This window comes from Photobacterium sp. GB-56, from assembly GCF_003026105.1.
In the GTDB taxonomy this organism is placed as follows: Bacteria; Pseudomonadota; Gammaproteobacteria; order Enterobacterales; family Vibrionaceae; genus Photobacterium.
The window spans coordinates 239,615-256,373 of sequence record NZ_PYNW01000005.1; the positions used below are offsets into that span (position 1 = coordinate 239,615).

Consider the following 16,759-nt stretch of genomic DNA (forward strand, 5'->3'; position numbering starts at 1 on the left):
TTTCTATTAATAAGGAACGGCATCGTTTTTTAATACACACCGAAGTATGGATCATAAGTAACAATAATTGCTTTAGGTATGATTATTTCAGCGCCATTTTTCCAATTATCATCGATATGTTGATATAGATTAGACTCTTCCTCAGATACCAATAACAGTTGAATCCTTTCTTCTTCAATATCGAATTGAAGTGCAATATAAGACGCTATATTAAATAGCCGCTCGTAACCTAAATCCGTCGTTATATGTTGAATAATAACAATATAGGTTTGATGATAATTTTTAAGAGCGTAACCAAAGTTATTCAATACTCTTTTAGTATCAACGGTTAATTTGTTGCTGTTATCACTAAAATAGACAACATTGTACTGATCTTGGATTTCAACTAATAATGCTTGCTTTGGTATATAAGCTTTAATTTGTGTTGTGCTCTGATTTATAGGACTAGCGTCGCTAAAATTATGCATCGCATAAGCTGGAAATATGGTGAATGCGACAGCCACTAAAATTGTAATTATAGTTACTGAATAGTTAAATAATCTATTAGTGATGAAGTTAGAAAAAAATGACGGCATAACATGCTCATTGTACTTGTATGATTATCAGTTTAGTACAATGAACATTGTTATAGCCTAAAATTAAGGTTATTCGTCTTATTTGTGATTATCTATGATTGGATTGATATTTTTATAGGGTGGTAGAGACATCCGCTCAGCCATATAATCAATAAAACAACGTACTTTGGGTGCAAGATATTTACGTCTAGGGTAAACAGCATAAATAGGTAATTCTACTGTGGTTTTCCAATCATTAAGTAAAGTGATTAACTTATTTGTTTTAATCTCGTCCGTTAGCAGATAGGTTGAGAGATAAGCAATACCTAAACCACTGACTGCAGCATCAAGCACTGCAGGTGCATTATCAATACGATAATTACCATTAACTCGAATGGATTGCTTTAATCCATCTCGTCCAAATTCCCAGTTTACATATTTACGCTCGCGGCTTTGGTAAGTAATACAATTGTGTTGACGTAAATCACCAGGGATAATGGGCTCACCATGTTGTGCTATGTAATCAGGGGAAGCGACAACGACGAATTCACATTTGGCGAGCTTTCGGGCTACCATTCCTTCAGGTGGATGTTCATGAATAGCAATCCAGCAATCAAAGCCTTCTTCTAAAAGGTTTGGGCGGTGATCAAATAAACTAATTTCAAGCTCTAGTTCAGGATTTTGCTTTTGAAACTCAGCTAATGCGGAAGTGATATGAATATTACCGAAAGATTGAGCGATGCCAATTCGTAATAGACCTGTAATTTCATTTCGATATCCCGCCACCATGGCTTCCGCTTCATTAACAGTATCAATTAATTGTTGGCCATAGTCTGCGTATTGCACGCCAATTTCAGTTAATACAACGGTACGTGTACTGCGTTGAACAAGCTGACAGCCTAACCTTTCTTCTAAACATTTTATTTGCTTACTTACCTGAGACTTTGATATTCCCAAACGATCAGCAGCTTTCGTGAAATTTTGTTCATGACCAATAGCAGCCAGTATTACCATCTGTTGCAAATTATCAAGCATTTGGTATTCCAAGTTACGCTGTCACGATGATATGGCGTAACAAAATAATCGATTAACACTATCTATGCATTATGATTTTTTGCCTCATAAACATCAATCTATATGTATGAATATAAATAATAACTTACATCATTTTAAACGATTTAAATAATTAGAACGGAAACGTTATGATAGCGCTATTGCTAATGGAGGAATGCATGTTTACCGTTTTTACCACCTTTTTATTATTGGGTCTATATAGCTTTGGCGGCCCAGCAGCACATATTGGTTTCTTTCAACGTTCTTTTGTACAAGAAAAAAAATGGATTTCTGATGATGATTTCACTCATGCTGTAGCGTTATGTCAATTTTTACCGGGCCCTGCCAGTAGCCAACTTGGTATGTATATTGGTTATAAGAAAGCGGGATATTTAGGCGCCGTTGCTGCCTTTATGGGTTTTACTTTACCTTCTTTTGCATTATTAACAGGACTTGCCATTGTTAGTAGCAGTGTAACGTCTAACTCTGTTGTTGATAGTTTAATCATCGCGGCAAAACTACTTGCCGTTATCGTCGTTGCTGATGCGCTATGGGGAATGGCTAAAAAGAACTTAACGACAGCCCTAACAATTACCGTGGCAGTGGTGACAGCTATTTGGGTCTATTTTAGTTCCGGTCTACTTGGTCAAGTGTTGCCTATCTGTGTCGCGGCAGCTGTTGGCTACGCATTGTCATTTAAAACGCAGATTACACCAACAAATAAACTAACGACTAGCATAAAACCACACCTTGGTATTTTAGTTACATTTGGCGTGTTGTTAGTGGGGTTACCCTTATTAGCACCTTACAATAGCGGTATTAATTTATTTAATATCTTCTACCAAGCAGGGAGTTTTGTTTTTGGCGGTGGGCATGTTGTATTACCACTCCTACAACCAATGATGGAAGGGTTAGTAGGGGAGTCTACCTTTATTAATGCTTACGCATCTGCACAGCTTGTACCTGGTCCAATGTTCACTATGGCTAGTTATTTAGGTGCTTCGATAGACGGTATACACCCAGTGTTAGGTAGCTTGATAGCAACCATTGCTGTGTTTTTACCTGGCAGTTTATTACTATTTGCATTTATTCCAGCATGGAAAGCGTTGTTTGAGCATCAACGATTAAAACAATCAATCACTTTAGTCAATGCTTGTGTTGTTGGACTATTAGCCAGTGCTTTTGTTAGTCCAATTATTACCAGTGGCGTTAAAACCGGATTTGATGTTGTAGCAGTTGTGGTTGGATTTATTGCGTTTAAATATTTCAAATGGCCGGTATGGGTGTTAGCTTTGATGCTTTTCACAACCAAATATTTGATCTTAACTTAATAACATCAATTAGTTAAAAAGAAGGGCTGCTTTATGCAAGCCCTTCTTTTATAGAATAATCGAAACAGCTTATAGGCTTGGATGTGGTATAAATATTAACTCCTAATGCACTATAACTTTATAACCTATAATGAAAACAACTTACCAATCGAGAACTAATTGATGATTTTTAATAATTAATTCAGGCTTAGTAGATTTAAGCAACGCTTGTTTCATTTCGTTTTCATCTAGCTTATAGACAGGTTTGGTTGATAGCACCTGTCCAATAAGTGAAACAAATGGAGTGATAACCGGTTTAGTCAGTATGTTATTAAACTTCTCCGGTTTTATTGCCAATGATTCAATATTTAAACCACGTAAATATATCGCCCCTTCATTTTGATTATAATAGGGGATGGCACTGAAATTTGCTTTAACAACAATATCTTGAGGTGGTTGGCCAGCAAGCTCTAGTTGAGCGCTAGCTGTAGTATCAACACTAACACGATTGTCCGCGACACGGCCAATGCCTACTTTTACTTTTTCAAACTTACCTGTTGCGTAGGCGATACCTTGAATACCAACAGAGCGTTCAACATTCGTTTCTTTGTTTATGTAGTTTTGCATCTCACTTTCAGTGATACCGTAACTACTACAGCCAGCAAAGAAGAAGGCAGAACTCACAATAATCAGAGCTTTTAAGCGCATAAAAAACCTTAAGAAAAATATATATGCTTTATTTATAGCTCATATTAATAAAAAAAAGCACGTAAACCTACGTGCTTAATACTCTCAAACAAATATTAACTGTTAGCAAACAAAACAGAGATATCATAGTTATCACGGCTAAGTGAGCTTTTAAGTTTTGCTAATGAGGTAACTTGTAATTGGCGAATACGTTCTCTTGTCAGTCCCACTTCTTCTGCAACTTCTTGCAAAGTCTGTGCTTCATAACCTTGTAAACCAAATCTTCTACATATGATTTCTTTATCTCGGTTATTTAAACAATTGAGTACGTTGGATGTTATTTTTTGGATTGCTAAATCATCAACATGTTCATCAGGTTTTGCACTGTTTTCATCTGCAATTAATACCGCTATTGACTGATTACTTGCTTCATTTGAGAATGATTGATCGTACGATACAATAGGAGTGTCATAAGAAAGGGTTGTCGATACATCATCAAGGGTTTTATTTAAAACTTCAGCAACTAACTCTGTACTTGGTTCCTGATTGTTTTTCTTTACTAATTGTTTATGCGTCCGAACAATGGTGTTAATTTCTTTTGATACATGAACAGGTAAACGTATCGTTCTTCCTTGATTATGTATTGCACGTTCTATTGTTTGTTTTATCCACCATGTAGCGTATGTTGAAAATCTAAACCCTTTTTCTGGATCAAATTTTTCAACAGCTGTCATTAATCCGATATTACCTTCATCAATTAAATCACTGATATGTATGTTACTGCCTCGGTATTTTTTTGCGATACTTACGACTAATCGTAAATTACTCTCAATCAATACATTTTTACTATTAGCATCACCGCACAAGCTTTTTCGGCTATATAAAATTTCTTCTTCTTTCGTTAAAAGTGGCTTTTCTGATATTTCTTTTAGGTATAAATGAACGATATCCCCGCCATGTGGAAATTGTTCTTCTTTGTTTATATCCATTTCAGATCCCTTTATGATATTTATATTTAAAGTTTATAAGCCAACTATCAATAAGCAACGAGGCTCACACTATCATAAAGATTTATTCTATTCACCCATTTTATGAATCAGTTAATAAAAAATTAATACTACTTCACATTATAAATCCAATAAAAAATACCTACAAAGAATCTACTAGTCACTATAGAAATAAGATCTCACGTTTTAATAATAAAAACTATAAATTTTATGAAATCTTACCAACCACTAATAGCACCTAAATGATATTGATTCTCATTTGTATCGATGTATGATGAAGTTATTGTTTAAGGAGTTAGCTATGGTCTCTACCACAATTTCTGTTAAGCCCGAAATGGCTATCTTCAGTTTAAAACTAAAGAAAAAACTACTACTTCTAGGTCCAGCATTCATTGCGGCTATTGGTTATATTGATCCCGGTAATTTTGCTACAAACATAGAAGCGGGCTCTTCTTTTGGCTATCAGTTATTATGGGTTGTTCTTTGGGCAAACCTAATGGCTATGTTGATCCAATACCTATCTGCAAAGTTAGGTATAGTGACGGGGAAAAATCTCGCGGAACATTTACGAGAACATCTACCCAAATGGGCGATAGCTCCATATTGGATTCAGGCCGAAATTATAGCTATGGCGACGGATTTAGCTGAATTTATTGGTGCTGCTGTTGGTTTCCAATTATTGTTTGGTATTAGTTTAATGGAAGGAGCAATAATAACAGCCATAGTAACAATGGCTATTTTATTATTAAGTAATAAAAGCCAGAAACCATTAGAAGTTGTCATTGCAACATTATTATTAGTCGTAGCTGTTGTATATGTTATTGAACTTTTCTTTGCTCATCCTGCTGCAAGCGAGATGATAAAAGGTCTTGCTATTCCAACGTTAAATAGTTCACATCAAATTTATTTAGCTGCAGGTATTTTAGGTGCAACAGTAATGCCGCATGTTATTTATTTACACTCGGCGCTATTTAAAAATACTTACGGTGAAACAAAAGCAAAAAGATTAAAATCAACACGTTTAGATGTACTCATTGCAATGGTTATTGCAGGTTTTGTGAATATTGCAATTGTGGCAATGGCAGCAGCCGTTTTCCATTATTCAGGTAATCAAGATATTGCTGGGATTGAAACGGCGTACAAAACATTAACGCCACTTGTTGGACAAGCGGCATCTACATTGTTTGCTATTTCTCTTATCGCATCAGGCTTATCATCGACTGTTGTTGGCACGATGGCTGGAGATGTCGTAATGCAAGGTTTCGTAAAATTTAAGATCCCTTTGTTATTACGCCGTCTTGTTACAATGATCCCATCATTTATCGTTATCGGGCTTGCTATTAATACCACTGAAATTTTAGTGATGAGTCAAGTCGTTCTTAGTTTTGGTATTGCATTAGCTATTATACCGTTACTCATTTTCACTAATAATGAAAAACTAATGGGTGAGTTTAAAAACAATAAATACGTTAGTTATGCAGGTATTGTTATCATTGCTCTTGTTGTTGCCTTGAACATATACCTAATGGTGACACTTTCTTAAATAATACATCCAATCAATTAGATGAATAAAAGCCAAACGTCACTTGTTTGTTATTTATTGGCAGTTTTTTTGTTTCATCAATAAACGTAGTGCTTTATTTTTATATTTAAATTCTTTTTTAGCTTTCTCTGATGCAACGTTTAAGATCATTTTAGAACGCTTTTCTAAGCTTTCTAGTTTCGTTTTTAAGCCTTCACAAGGTATAACACTGTATTGATTCTTATACTGTTTCACACTTTGAGCCTCAGAAGGGAAAGAGATAAGTAAAAAAATCGAAATTAATGAGCTAATGACACACATTTTCATGATAAATACTCCTTTCTATGGCGTATTATATTTCATAAGTGTTAATTACTAGTATTAAGTTTTACAATAAATGTGAGGTAAGCAGTTATTTTATAAAATACATAAGGTTATCAATTACATTACCGACTCGGAACTACACCTTTTAAATCATCATCAGTACGTCTATCGTAGCGTTGGGTTGTCGTAATACTACTATGTCCCATAAATTTACTGACTAATAATAAGTCGTAACCTGAACGCAAAAGATTAGTTGCCACTGAATGTCGAAAATCATGGGGTGAAACAATACGAGAAAAACCTAACATATTGAGTTTTTTACACAAATCATTAAGTGTTTGTGTTGTTAAACGCATATAAGTCAATGTTTGGTAACGATTAATAGTGCAAAATAATGCAGGTAAATTCGGATTAAAATTTTGCTGGCGTATAGCTAGCCATTTATCCATCGCATTATATAAATCACTATTTCGAGAGAAAGGAACATAGCGCTCCTTATTACCTTTACCAACAACACGTAGCTGGCACCGATCCATATCAATATCAAAGGTATTTATATTGACCACTTCTGCTCGCCGTAAACCTGCCTCATACATTAACCAAAAAATAGCATTATCTCTCAATGCCTTAGTTTCATTCTTTTGATTAAGCGTAATAGCTGAAATATGATCTAATTCATTATAGCTAAGGTATCTGCCACTGGATTGACGAGATCCCCTCGGTAATTTAATTGCTTTTATACGTTCTAAATTTTCAACTGAGATCAACTCAGCGAGCCAGGCATGTTGAGCTACACCGCGTAACATGCGAAGTAAATTATCAGCAGTTGCTGGCGCATAGGCTTTTTTTTGATCGCTGATTTGGTTATCTATTCGATCACTTAAAAACGACTGCATCGTTGATTGAAGAATAGGGGCATATAAAATACCAGTCCAATCAAAACGCTCAATACAACTTCGAATACAAAAACAACTAAAGGCCTCTAACATCACTTTTGATTGTTTTGATAATTCAAACGCATAGTGCTGAGGTAAAATCGGTTGAAGCCAACCACTTTCTATCGTTGAGTTTTTAAAACTTCCAAGATCAAAAACTGCGACACGATCTTTAAATTCAACAACACGAGAGGCAGGTAAGTTTTGATTATCTCTAAGAAATTTAGCTACATTCAATAAAGCGTTAAGTAATGGCTTTACTTGTAAGTTCTTTATTGGCTCATTCGCACTGAAGTAATGATTTTTCATTTTAGCTTTTTGTTTAGCGCGAGCAATCAGAAATGACTTAACTGCATCAATCAGCTTTTCTTGATTATTAAATAGTTCAATCCAATCAATGAGTTGGAAGCTATCTCCCAATACATAGCGTGCAAGCCTTTCAAGTGAATAACGCGCATTAGCTTGACCGCCGGTGGTGTCAGTCGCTGATAATGAATACACATAAGATAACGCAGGATTAGTCGAAGCATAATTTATATGATTAATGCGTTCTGCTAATTGTGTTTGCTGACGTAACGATGTGGTTCTTAAACTCGCGGCTCTTGGATCGATAGGGAATTTGTTCTGCATTACATAAGTTATTTTAGATCTGCTATAAGAGATATTATATAAGACTGATATTTAATTACTATATAAATCTGTTAGTTAGTCGAAAGATCTGGATCATCAACAAAGATATACTGACTGTTATTAACCCCTTTTTTTTGTTGGTATTTTAAATAAATTAAGAGATTAACCTACGAATTAGTGATTCATAAAAGTGTTACCCTGTCACATATGGGTTGTAAACTTAATACGCTGAATTAGAAAGTTATTACTTATAATTAAAGTTAATGGAGATAAAAGGATGTAGGTATGAACTTGTTAAAGAGAGCTATTTGGCTTTGTTGCCTTTTTTCTACTTCAGTAAGTGCAACGAATATCTATCTCAAGCAATTTAATGAAATAGATATGAGCCTTAACAATTTAGTGTTAGATATAAGTTGCGGAAAGTTACCATCAATATCGTTTACGGGTGATGAACTCGAAATGGTGATGTTACAAGTAAATGATGCGACACTTAAATTATATTCTACAGATAAAGATAACCCTAAGGTTAACATTACGGCTCGTGTTATTGTTTCTAAACCTTTGAATAAAATTGGTATCGCTAATCACGCAAAGGTAAATATTGATGGCTGTGCGCTAGATGAAACTACATTCACCGCTAATGTATCAAATAAAAGTTATGCCGAACTTCACGGTTCAACAACGAATCTCGATATAACTGCAACAGACAATTCGCATGTGAAGGTTGGTATTGTTGCTGAAAAAGTTATCGTTAATGCCTTTCAATCATCATCTATTGAGATCAATAAACCCATTGGAGTTTTAAAATTATCACTCGCCACTGATTCTTTATTTTCTTTAACATCAGGCGTTAACCTTGTTGAATTAAACATGAAAGAGGAGTCAATTGCCACTATGTGCAATACGGCGAACAGTACAATAAATGGTTCTATGGAAGATGATTCATCAATCACAATAAATAAAGCTGCTGATTCAACAATTGTCGCTAGTGACAATAGTAAAATAACGTATTGTTATCAGAACTGACGTTTTATAGTAAATATGTAATGATAGTCTTAATTTGATAGGGGTCGATCATGACAATACAAACAGTCACGTTTTCAATTAATAACAAGCTTTCCATCGCGGAAAATATAATCGAATATGTACAAAGCCATGAAGATAAATTTTCACCCGCTTTGTTCACTAAACATGATCAACAAGATCTTCGATATCAATTTGCAACAGCTAGCCTACATGTTGATATGGTAGAAATGGCACAAGATTCAAATAGTGGTGTGATCAGCGTAAGTTACGGTATTCATTTCTTCTGGCCCTGTAATAACCAAGATGAAATTGATCACTATAAAGAAACACTAAACTTTGTAATAAGAGAGGAGAAAGTAACGATTGAACTCGTTGAACATGAGCCATGGATTGTGCTGTAAACAAAAACAGCCACTCAGAAGAATGGCTGTTTTAGATAGCATCTAATTATTCGTCACTCTCAAAACCAAATACACGATCTTGGATATACACCATATCGCAATCAGTTTTGTATAAAACACTATGTATTCTGTTCGCTTGAATATAACCCGTTTGGCCTGCAGTTAGCGTCATTTCATCACCATCTTTAGCGAGTTCACCATCTTTCTTGACGTAAAATTGAATAACAATTTCACCTTTAACAATGATCGACATGTCATCATTAGGATGATGATGGGGTGCTTCAAACGTACCAGCTTCCCATCGTTCAAGTAAAGCTGTTACACAGTTTTCATTCTTTTCATCTGTATCTCGGAAACTAAAACCTGGCATATCAGGTTCTTTTGTAAAATCAGACCAGATGTTTTTAGAAACAAAATCACTCATAATAAAACCATATAACTATTTGAAGATATAGTTATTATAGGTGAAGAAAGTTATTTTATAGATAGCCAAAAAAGAAAGATAAAAAACCAAATTGACGTGCTACAAAATCAGGTTAAGAATCTTATATCTTAATTAATACATATCGTGATCGTTGTATAACCAATCGTCTGCTTCATCAAACATGTCCTGTAGCAGTGCTTCAACGCGTTCTTTATCATCAGCAAAACCACCAAGCACTGTGAGATTATTTCCACCACCAAGACGAACACGAATATTTGCATCCGGCCAGTTCATTAATACTCTTCTGTTAAATTCATCATCAATCTTTGAAAAATGAGCATCAGATAGGTTGAGTTTATTAAGCATTAATTCAATACGCATATAGTAATTACATCCAACTGTATATAACAACACTGATTTTATAAACAGTAGTAACTAACATCAATTCAAGATTTAAATCGTTGTAATTAGTTGTATTCATTAATACTGTTGCCCAATAACAACAGAGATCTTTGTCACATCTTTAATGATAGTTAATCAAAATAACGTTCATTTGATACTGTCATAACGCCATTCATTAACCCACACTGAAAAAGCGATTAGCATTTCAATAAAAATAATTTACAGCTTAAACAATAAGTATCAAAAATAAATATTTTAAACGAAATTTGGAACTTATTGTTATTCCTTTTTGTCAAAATAGTTCTATCATTATTCCAACAGCAAATAATAGGATATAAAAAATGACAACTTTCACATTACATAGCCAAGACATTGTAGAAGGCCAATTAAAAGACAAGCGCTTTTCATTTAACAGCTTCGGACACGACGGTGATAACGTTTCTCCGCAGCTATCATGGGAAAACGCACCTGAAGGAACAAAAAGTTATGCAATAACTTGTTTTGATCCAGACGCACCAACAGAAAGCGGATTCTGGCACTGGCAAGTGATCAATATCCCAGCATCGACTACATCACTTGAGCAGGGCGCATCAGGCAAACTTGCGGCTGGTTTAGAGATGCGTAATGACTATGGGTTTAACGGTTACGGCGGCGCTTGTCCTCCTGAAGGTCACGGTATGCATCGTTACCAATTTACAGTATGGGCACTGCCAGTAGAAAAACTTGAAGTGCCAGATGATGCATCATGTGCATTAGTTAGCTTTATGCTAAACGCAACAGCATTGGGCAAATCAACGATTACCCCAACATATGTTCGATAAATAACGCTTATATTAATAATCATTGAGATAAACCTTGTGTCTATTTATTGTGTATCATCAATAACCAGTCACAAGGTTTATATAAAAAAACATGTCAGGCATAATCAAACTTAATTATTATAATGGTAATCGACCGCAGCACCTGCGTAATGTACCGATTATTTACCCTTCCATTTTCTGGATTCAACAGGGTAATAAACAATTGCATTGGCAAAATGACTGGATCACCTTCAATAGCAATAACTGGTTATTGGCACATGGCAATACATCATTGACCTTTATCAATACCCCTAACCAAACCCAATTTTTCTCAACCCAACTGAGTTTTTTGATCCGACCAACGGATGAGCAAATTCAACGGTCGCAAGAAAATCAGAAAGACGGTTTAACACCTGAATATAGCCTAGATGGAACGGCGAAATACTTATGGCAAAGTATAATAACAATGCCGAAGGATATTCAGCCCAACGTGCAAACACATATCGTTAATGCATTATTTGAGCATCTTGCTAACAATGGTTATCTTCATCAGTTATTTTCAATGCGAAATTTAAGCTGGCGAGACAAGTTAACCCAATATTTTAATGATGATCCCAAAGCCAATCATTCAATTGAATCGGTCTGTGATCATTTCGGATTAAGTAAATCGACATTAATTAGGCGCTTAAAAGACGAGAATACCCAATTTAGGGATGTATTAGCAGAACTGAGAATGGGTTATGCATTAAGCTTATTGCAAACTAAGCCATATTCACAAATAGAGCTTGCGCATTTATGTGGTTACAAATCAGAAGCCCGATTTGCACAACGTTTTCAACATCAATTTGGTCTGAGCCTAAAACAATATCAAAAAACATTTGAATACCACCATTAAGATAAATACCATTCTTTTATTTTAGCGATAATGGTATTTATCTTTATATTCAATAATATCAATCCATTAACGGATAAATAATGTCTCTAATTGAAGGGCAATGGCATCCGCTAATTGGTGCGTTGAAATGTTACGTTCTATAGTATGCAGTGGCATATTGCCAGACTCTACCACACTTAACCAATCAGAAATCATCGCATCAAACCCTTTGGTTGCTAACATTGGCATCCAATCTTCTGATGTTAAAATTCTTTCTTCATTATTTAGCCAGCGTTGACCACGCATAAAAGAAGTAAATTGGTAAGACTGGTTATGATAAGTGGCAGAAACACATTCATTGGTAATGCCGTTTAAACGATTCATCGAAGCATGTAGCAGACATTGTCCTGCTTGCCATTGCACATCAACACGTGAAAGCTGATCACCAAACATTTGATGAGTAACATAAACATCATCGAGTGTCGATTTAGTATTTAAGTTAACGCTATCAAGTGCATGAATAAAATCATCAAAGATAAAGGTGTGAATATCACCAACCAGATTATGGCGATTTTTCTCCCAACGCAGTGAATGTAATTCACCAATATTTCCGGAAGCTAACTCTGGTAGATGCTTGTTAAATAGAGGGATATGACGACGGTTAAAACCAACATAAAGTGGGGTGTTATGTTGTTCTGCAAGCTCGTAAAGACGTTCAACGTGCTCTGCATTATCAACTAACGGTTTATCAACAAACGTAGGAATACCTTGCTTTATACACCAATGCGCTATGTCATAGTGAATACGTGTTGCAGCATGGATCATCACCGCATCTATATTCTTTTTATTTAATTGACGGTAATCATCAAAACAGCAAGTGACATTATGCTTATCAGCTAATGCATTTAAAACGGTAGGGTTGCGTGTACAAAAAATTAACTCTACATTTTTCAGTTGCGTCATAATTGGGAGATACGCTTTCTGTGCAATATCACCTAGCCCAACAATTCCTATTCGCATTTTTAACCCTTAACGTATTGGTTTTATGAACCGAAATGCTTTATATCTCAAAGAAGCTGAAGCTAGGCTTAAGACATTCACTTTAACGGTGTTTATTTTCCGAACTCTCTTGGCTCAAAGTAGGATCATCATACTTTTTCATTTTCTCATTAAATTTATCTTCTCGTTTATGATAGATAGATTGTAATGAAATTAAACAGATAACGCAGCTTGCCACACATTTTAAAAGGGAAATAATAATGCAATGGGGCAGTGTGGTTGTCCGATGTAATGTTAAGTAAAATAACTCACAAGTATAAACAATAGTAGATACTAACGACGCGTAAAAAAAGATTTTGTTTGTTGCTATGGGCATCTTCACAATAATAACTCTGTTTAATATGCTTCTATCTATAAAACGTAACATAATACCCCTTAAGAATAACAGCGATTGAGAAAATATTTTATAAATTAATTACATAAAGTGATGATTTTATACATTAAGGCCATTTTTTGAACTAAAATTAATCCGAACAACATTCAAATGCTAAACAACCGTTAGTAATATTTTGAATTACTAGACCAATATAGAATGTAAGCTTATGTTTATATAAATAGCCTAATTGCCAATGGCTGAACGATATACCTAATGAAGCTAATCAGAAAAGGGATGAAATTGAACACAAATGCGTTAACATGGTTATGAAACATCTTACAGCATGGGGCATTCACCAAGCGATTAAGCCCTAGCATCATTAAAATACTCACAGAGCTCAATCTTGGTGTAGGCTTTACTCTATATCCTATCATTCTATTAGAATGAGGGGATTATCAATAAAATGAGCAACATAAAACATTAGTAAAAGCGATGAGATCAAATAGATTGATAAATTGAGATCATAGTTTCCGAAATATAACCGTTTTATTTAGCACATTAATCATGTTCAATACGCAATAATATTATTTATAGATTATTCTATTTACACAGTTTTTGGGATAGCACATGCTTTCAATATTCAACGCTGCAGAAATGTTCGCACTTATTCTTACTCTCGCGACCTTAATAACAGGTGTTATTTTCGCGTTAGATAAGTTCGTGTGGCAACCTAAACGAGAAGGGGTTAAACAGGAGAACACAGGTTGGGTTGCTCAAGCACGCTCAATGTTTCCGGTGTTATTTGCTATTTTAATTATTCGATCATTTATTATCGAACCTTTTCAAATTCCAAGTGGCTCTATGCAGCCGACATTAGTACCTGGTGATTTTATTGGGGTAGAAAAGTTCGCCTACGGCCTACGCGATCCTATTTTCCACAAAACATTAATACCAACAGGTAAGCCACAACGTGGTGACATAGCAGTATTTATTGATCCATCAAATCCGAAAATTGATTTAATCAAACGCGTGGTTGGTTTACCGGGTGATACTATTATTTACCAAAACAAAACCCTTTATATCAAACCAGCTTGTAACGGACAGAAAGTATGTCCAGTAGCAAAAGAAGTACCAAAACAATATGTTGGCTTAACTAATTTCACTGAATTAGGTACACAGCTAAACGAGTATAAAGAAGAACTGGGTAAGGTGACTCACCACATTCTGCGTGATCCAACTTTACCAGAGCAAATTAATCGTTATTACCAACAGCCAGGTCAACCAATGGGTGTATGGGTAGTGCCAAAGGGTCATTACTTTGCAATGGGTGACAACCGAGATAATAGCTTAGATAGCCGTTACTGGGGCTTTATGCCAGAGCAGAACTTAGTAGGTAAAGCGACCTTCATTTGGATTAGCTTTACTTTCAACCATAACCCAGACTCAATGTGGCCACATTGGTTACCTAATGGTGTTCGCTTCAACCGTATCGGTAGCATTCATTAAAACGATAACCAAACAATAAGATAAAACCAGAAAAACCGACATGCTAACAACATGTCGGTTTTTTTATTAGTCTGTAATATTTTGAATCAGATTATACTTATATGACTCTTTCTTCGTTACCCAGTGCTCGCCACTTGCTGGTGCAGAATCTAGCGTGTACATGTAGAAATCGACACCTTTATTCCTAGCTCTTACAGGTTGTGCTGCACAGACCGGTATTGTTACACCGAAAGAGAACTCTTATACAGTAGAAGCGACTGGCAGCAGTGCACAAGAAGCAAAACAAATTGCAAACACGGCGAGCAAGTTTTTCTTAGGTGGTGATGTACTAAATTCAGAGCATAAAGTTATGATGGAATTTAACTGTAAATAACTAACTTTTACATCATACGTGATTTAATAGGGCATATACCTCTGCGTGTATGTCCTTTTTTATGTTTTAAGCACTAGTACAATTAGCGTTGTAAATCACTTAGTATCAACGCTTTCCTTTAAAGCCCTACAATAATTGCCGATATATATCCCTGATTTTAGTTGGTTTTTGTCATACACCGACTTAGCTATACTGCGCAAGTTTTAAACTCACTATTATAAATAGAATACATAAAGCACTGGATTTACGCTCCAGCTCGCAGAAGGAAAAAACATGTCTCAATACGTTGTATGTGCGCTGTATAAATTTGTCGCATTAGATAACTACCAAGAAATTCGCCAACCATTAACGAAATTGCTCGAAGCTAATCACATTCGTGGCACACTGCTTCTTGCTAGTGAAGGGATCAATGGTACCGTAGCAGGTAAACGAGAATCTATTGATGCGTTACTAGCTTGGTTTAAACAAGATCCGCGCTTAGCCGACGTTGTTTATAAAGAATCATTTAATGCAGAGCAGCCATTTAACCGCACCAAAGTAAAACTTAAGAAAGAAATCGTTACTATGGGTGTAGAAGGTATCGATCCTCGTCATGTAGTGGGAACCTACGTAAAACCTAACGAATGGAACGCATTAATTTCAGATCCTGATGTTGTTCTGGTTGATACCCGTAACGATTACGAAGTCGATATTGGTACATTCAAAAACGCCGTAAATCCAAATACAGAAACCTTCCGCGAATTCCCGCAATACGTAAAAGACAACCTCGATCCTAACAAACACAAGAAGGTTGCGATGTTCTGTACTGGCGGCATTCGTTGTGAAAAATCAACTGCATACATGAAAGAGCAAGGGTTTGAAGAAGTCTATCACCTAGAAGGTGGCATTCTTAAATACCTTGAAGAAGTCCCACAAGAAGAAAGCATGTGGGAAGGTGACTGCTATGTGTTTGATGGGCGAGTTGCTGTTAACCACCAACTAGAAAAAAGTGATTACGATGTGTGTAATGCCTGTCGATTGCCAATCACACAAGAAGAGCAATTATCAGAACATTTTGAAAAAGGCGTAAGTTGTCCAAAATGTATTGATAAACACAGCGAAGAGCAAAAAGCCCGTTTCCGTGAACGTGAAAAACAAGTGCAATTAGCGAATGCACGTGGTGAAACCCATGTCGGCGGTGATGCTGCTCAACTAATAGAGCAACGTAAAAAAGCCAAACTTGCCCATAAAGAGCAGCAACGAGCGGCTAAAAAGTAAGATAAAACAATATCTGCTTTCAAATGATAAAACACAAAAGGAATAGACATTTTTAACTAGAAAGAGTTATTTGTGTTTATTCCCTTTTTATTAATGCAGTTTATGTGTTGATATTTCACCTAATGTTATATGCATGCAGTCAATCAATAGTCAGCTAGATACTCTTCATATAACTACAAATAATACAGTATTCAGTTTCCATCCCTAATCTATTCATATACTTGCCGATCTACAAGTGGGTGGGAAAAATGCTTCCACAACGGAATGAGTATCAACGTATTATCCGCTACAGGGGATAA

Annotated in this window: 17 protein-coding genes; 8 read left to right on the plus strand and 9 right to left on the minus strand. The window is 35.5% G+C overall.

The window, feature by feature from the left end; genetic code table 11:
* Window positions 1-29 precede the first annotated feature (29 nt).
* Entirely contained in the window at window positions 30-575 is a 546-nt protein-coding gene (locus tag C9J42_RS09310) for a hypothetical protein (RefSeq protein ID WP_107207156.1), read from the minus strand.
* A gap of 78 nt (window positions 576-653) precedes the next feature.
* Window positions 654-1,589 (minus strand): LysR family transcriptional regulator, encoded by a 936-nt coding sequence (locus C9J42_RS09315; protein ID WP_107207155.1) that lies wholly within the window; start codon window positions 1,587-1,589, stop codon window positions 654-656.
* Window positions 1,590-1,786: 197 nt separating this feature from the next.
* Here C9J42_RS09315 and chrA point away from each other — a divergent pair, with 197 nt between their 5' ends.
* Window positions 1,787-2,938, plus strand: a complete 1,152-nt coding sequence (chrA, locus tag C9J42_RS09320; protein WP_107207154.1) for a chromate efflux transporter — start codon at window positions 1,787-1,789, stop codon at window positions 2,936-2,938.
* A 141-nt stretch (window positions 2,939-3,079) separates the two neighbouring features.
* On the opposite strand, the gene C9J42_RS09325 is transcribed toward chrA, so the two are convergent.
* Both C9J42_RS09325 and rpoS read right to left on the minus strand, forming a co-directional pair.
* The gene (locus C9J42_RS09325; protein ID WP_107287562.1) at window positions 3,080-3,625 is read right to left on the minus strand and encodes a DUF1439 domain-containing protein; all 546 of its coding nucleotides are present in this window, start codon (window positions 3,623-3,625) and stop codon (window positions 3,080-3,082) included.
* Window positions 3,626-3,720: 95 nt separating this feature from the next.
* Window positions 3,721-4,593 carry an RNA polymerase sigma factor RpoS gene (rpoS, locus tag C9J42_RS09330; protein WP_107207152.1) on the minus strand — a complete coding sequence of 291 codons (873 nt, stop codon included), beginning with the start codon at window positions 4,591-4,593 and terminating at the stop codon, window positions 3,721-3,723.
* Between the two features lie 319 nt (window positions 4,594-4,912).
* Here rpoS and C9J42_RS09335 point away from each other — a divergent pair, with 319 nt between their 5' ends.
* Window positions 4,913-6,154, plus strand: coding sequence for an Nramp family divalent metal transporter (locus C9J42_RS09335; RefSeq protein WP_304589087.1), 1,242 nt, complete (start codon window positions 4,913-4,915; stop codon window positions 6,152-6,154).
* 54 nt (window positions 6,155-6,208) lie between these two features.
* Here the strand turns inward: C9J42_RS09335 and C9J42_RS09340 are convergent, their stop codons facing one another.
* Entirely contained in the window at window positions 6,209-6,460 is a 252-nt protein-coding gene (locus C9J42_RS09340) for a hypothetical protein (RefSeq protein ID WP_107207151.1), read from the minus strand.
* Window positions 6,461-6,579: 119 nt separating this feature from the next.
* The gene (locus C9J42_RS09345; protein WP_107301917.1) at window positions 6,580-8,022 is read right to left on the minus strand and encodes a tyrosine-type recombinase/integrase; all 1,443 of its coding nucleotides are present in this window, start codon (window positions 8,020-8,022) and stop codon (window positions 6,580-6,582) included.
* 285 nt (window positions 8,023-8,307) lie between these two features.
* Here C9J42_RS09345 and C9J42_RS09350 point away from each other — a divergent pair, with 285 nt between their 5' ends.
* Window positions 8,308-9,048: a GIN domain-containing protein gene (locus C9J42_RS09350; RefSeq protein WP_107301918.1), complete on the plus strand. Its 741-nt coding sequence runs from the start codon at window positions 8,308-8,310 to the stop codon at window positions 9,046-9,048.
* Between the two features lie 50 nt (window positions 9,049-9,098).
* Window positions 9,099-9,449, plus strand: a complete 351-nt coding sequence (locus C9J42_RS09355) for a hypothetical protein (protein ID WP_107301919.1) — start codon at window positions 9,099-9,101, stop codon at window positions 9,447-9,449.
* 46 nt (window positions 9,450-9,495) lie between these two features.
* Here the strand turns inward: C9J42_RS09355 and C9J42_RS09360 are convergent, their stop codons facing one another.
* Together C9J42_RS09360 and C9J42_RS09365 are read right to left on the minus strand one after the other, a co-directional pair.
* On the minus strand, window positions 9,496-9,873 hold the full coding sequence (locus C9J42_RS09360) for a cupin domain-containing protein (protein ID WP_107207147.1): 378 nt from the start codon (window positions 9,871-9,873) through the stop codon (window positions 9,496-9,498).
* A gap of 132 nt (window positions 9,874-10,005) precedes the next feature.
* Window positions 10,006-10,254: a DinI-like family protein gene (locus tag C9J42_RS09365; protein ID WP_107207146.1), complete on the minus strand. Its 249-nt coding sequence runs from the start codon at window positions 10,252-10,254 to the stop codon at window positions 10,006-10,008.
* A 362-nt stretch (window positions 10,255-10,616) separates the two neighbouring features.
* On the opposite strand from C9J42_RS09365, the gene C9J42_RS09370 reads away from it, so the two are divergent.
* Complete coding sequence (locus C9J42_RS09370; protein WP_107301920.1) at window positions 10,617-11,096, plus strand: YbhB/YbcL family Raf kinase inhibitor-like protein; 480 nt, start codon at window positions 10,617-10,619, stop codon at window positions 11,094-11,096.
* 91 nt (window positions 11,097-11,187) lie between these two features.
* The gene (locus C9J42_RS09375; protein WP_107207144.1) at window positions 11,188-11,970 is read left to right on the plus strand and encodes a helix-turn-helix transcriptional regulator; all 783 of its coding nucleotides are present in this window, start codon (window positions 11,188-11,190) and stop codon (window positions 11,968-11,970) included.
* Window positions 11,971-12,036: 66 nt separating this feature from the next.
* On the opposite strand, the gene C9J42_RS09380 is transcribed toward C9J42_RS09375, so the two are convergent.
* Window positions 12,037-12,969: a Gfo/Idh/MocA family protein gene (locus C9J42_RS09380; RefSeq protein ID WP_107301921.1), complete on the minus strand. Its 933-nt coding sequence runs from the start codon at window positions 12,967-12,969 to the stop codon at window positions 12,037-12,039.
* Between the two features lie 982 nt (window positions 12,970-13,951).
* Between C9J42_RS09380 and lepB the strand changes: the two genes are divergently transcribed.
* Both lepB and C9J42_RS09395 read left to right on the plus strand, forming a co-directional pair.
* Window positions 13,952-14,830: a signal peptidase I gene (gene lepB / locus C9J42_RS09385; protein ID WP_107207142.1), complete on the plus strand. Its 879-nt coding sequence runs from the start codon at window positions 13,952-13,954 to the stop codon at window positions 14,828-14,830.
* A 646-nt stretch (window positions 14,831-15,476) separates the two neighbouring features.
* The gene (locus C9J42_RS09395; protein ID WP_107207141.1) at window positions 15,477-16,460 is read left to right on the plus strand and encodes a rhodanese-related sulfurtransferase; all 984 of its coding nucleotides are present in this window, start codon (window positions 15,477-15,479) and stop codon (window positions 16,458-16,460) included.
* The last annotated feature ends 299 nt before the right edge of the window (window positions 16,461-16,759 follow it).

What these genes read in the sequence shown, in the direction of transcription:
- C9J42_RS09310 (WP_107207156.1), bottom strand. Translation starts at nt 575, where the DNA reads ATGCCGTCATTTTTTTCTAACTTCATCACTAATAGATTATTTAACTAT.
- C9J42_RS09315 (WP_107207155.1), bottom strand. Translation starts at nt 1,589, where the DNA reads ATGCTTGATAATTTGCAACAGATGGTAATACTGGCTGCTATTGGTCAT.
- chrA (WP_107207154.1), top strand. Translation starts at nt 1,787, where the DNA reads ATGTTTACCGTTTTTACCACCTTTTTATTATTGGGTCTATATAGCTTT.
- C9J42_RS09325 (WP_107287562.1), bottom strand. Translation starts at nt 3,625, where the DNA reads ATGCGCTTAAAAGCTCTGATTATTGTGAGTTCTGCCTTCTTCTTTGCT.
- rpoS (WP_107207152.1), bottom strand. Translation starts at nt 4,593, where the DNA reads ATGGATATAAACAAAGAAGAACAATTTCCACATGGCGGGGATATCGTT.
- C9J42_RS09335 (WP_304589087.1), top strand. Translation starts at nt 4,913, where the DNA reads ATGGTCTCTACCACAATTTCTGTTAAGCCCGAAATGGCTATCTTCAGT.
- C9J42_RS09340 (WP_107207151.1), bottom strand. Translation starts at nt 6,460, where the DNA reads ATGAAAATGTGTGTCATTAGCTCATTAATTTCGATTTTTTTACTTATC.
- C9J42_RS09345 (WP_107301917.1), bottom strand. Translation starts at nt 8,022, where the DNA reads ATGCAGAACAAATTCCCTATCGATCCAAGAGCCGCGAGTTTAAGAACC.
- C9J42_RS09350 (WP_107301918.1), top strand. Translation starts at nt 8,308, where the DNA reads ATGAACTTGTTAAAGAGAGCTATTTGGCTTTGTTGCCTTTTTTCTACT.
- C9J42_RS09355 (WP_107301919.1), top strand. Translation starts at nt 9,099, where the DNA reads ATGACAATACAAACAGTCACGTTTTCAATTAATAACAAGCTTTCCATC.
- C9J42_RS09360 (WP_107207147.1), bottom strand. Translation starts at nt 9,873, where the DNA reads ATGAGTGATTTTGTTTCTAAAAACATCTGGTCTGATTTTACAAAAGAA.
- C9J42_RS09365 (WP_107207146.1), bottom strand. Translation starts at nt 10,254, where the DNA reads ATGCGTATTGAATTAATGCTTAATAAACTCAACCTATCTGATGCTCAT.
- C9J42_RS09370 (WP_107301920.1), top strand. Translation starts at nt 10,617, where the DNA reads ATGACAACTTTCACATTACATAGCCAAGACATTGTAGAAGGCCAATTA.
- C9J42_RS09375 (WP_107207144.1), top strand. Translation starts at nt 11,188, where the DNA reads ATGTCAGGCATAATCAAACTTAATTATTATAATGGTAATCGACCGCAG.
- C9J42_RS09380 (WP_107301921.1), bottom strand. Translation starts at nt 12,969, where the DNA reads ATGCGAATAGGAATTGTTGGGCTAGGTGATATTGCACAGAAAGCGTAT.
- lepB (WP_107207142.1), top strand. Translation starts at nt 13,952, where the DNA reads ATGCTTTCAATATTCAACGCTGCAGAAATGTTCGCACTTATTCTTACT.
- C9J42_RS09395 (WP_107207141.1), top strand. Translation starts at nt 15,477, where the DNA reads ATGTCTCAATACGTTGTATGTGCGCTGTATAAATTTGTCGCATTAGAT.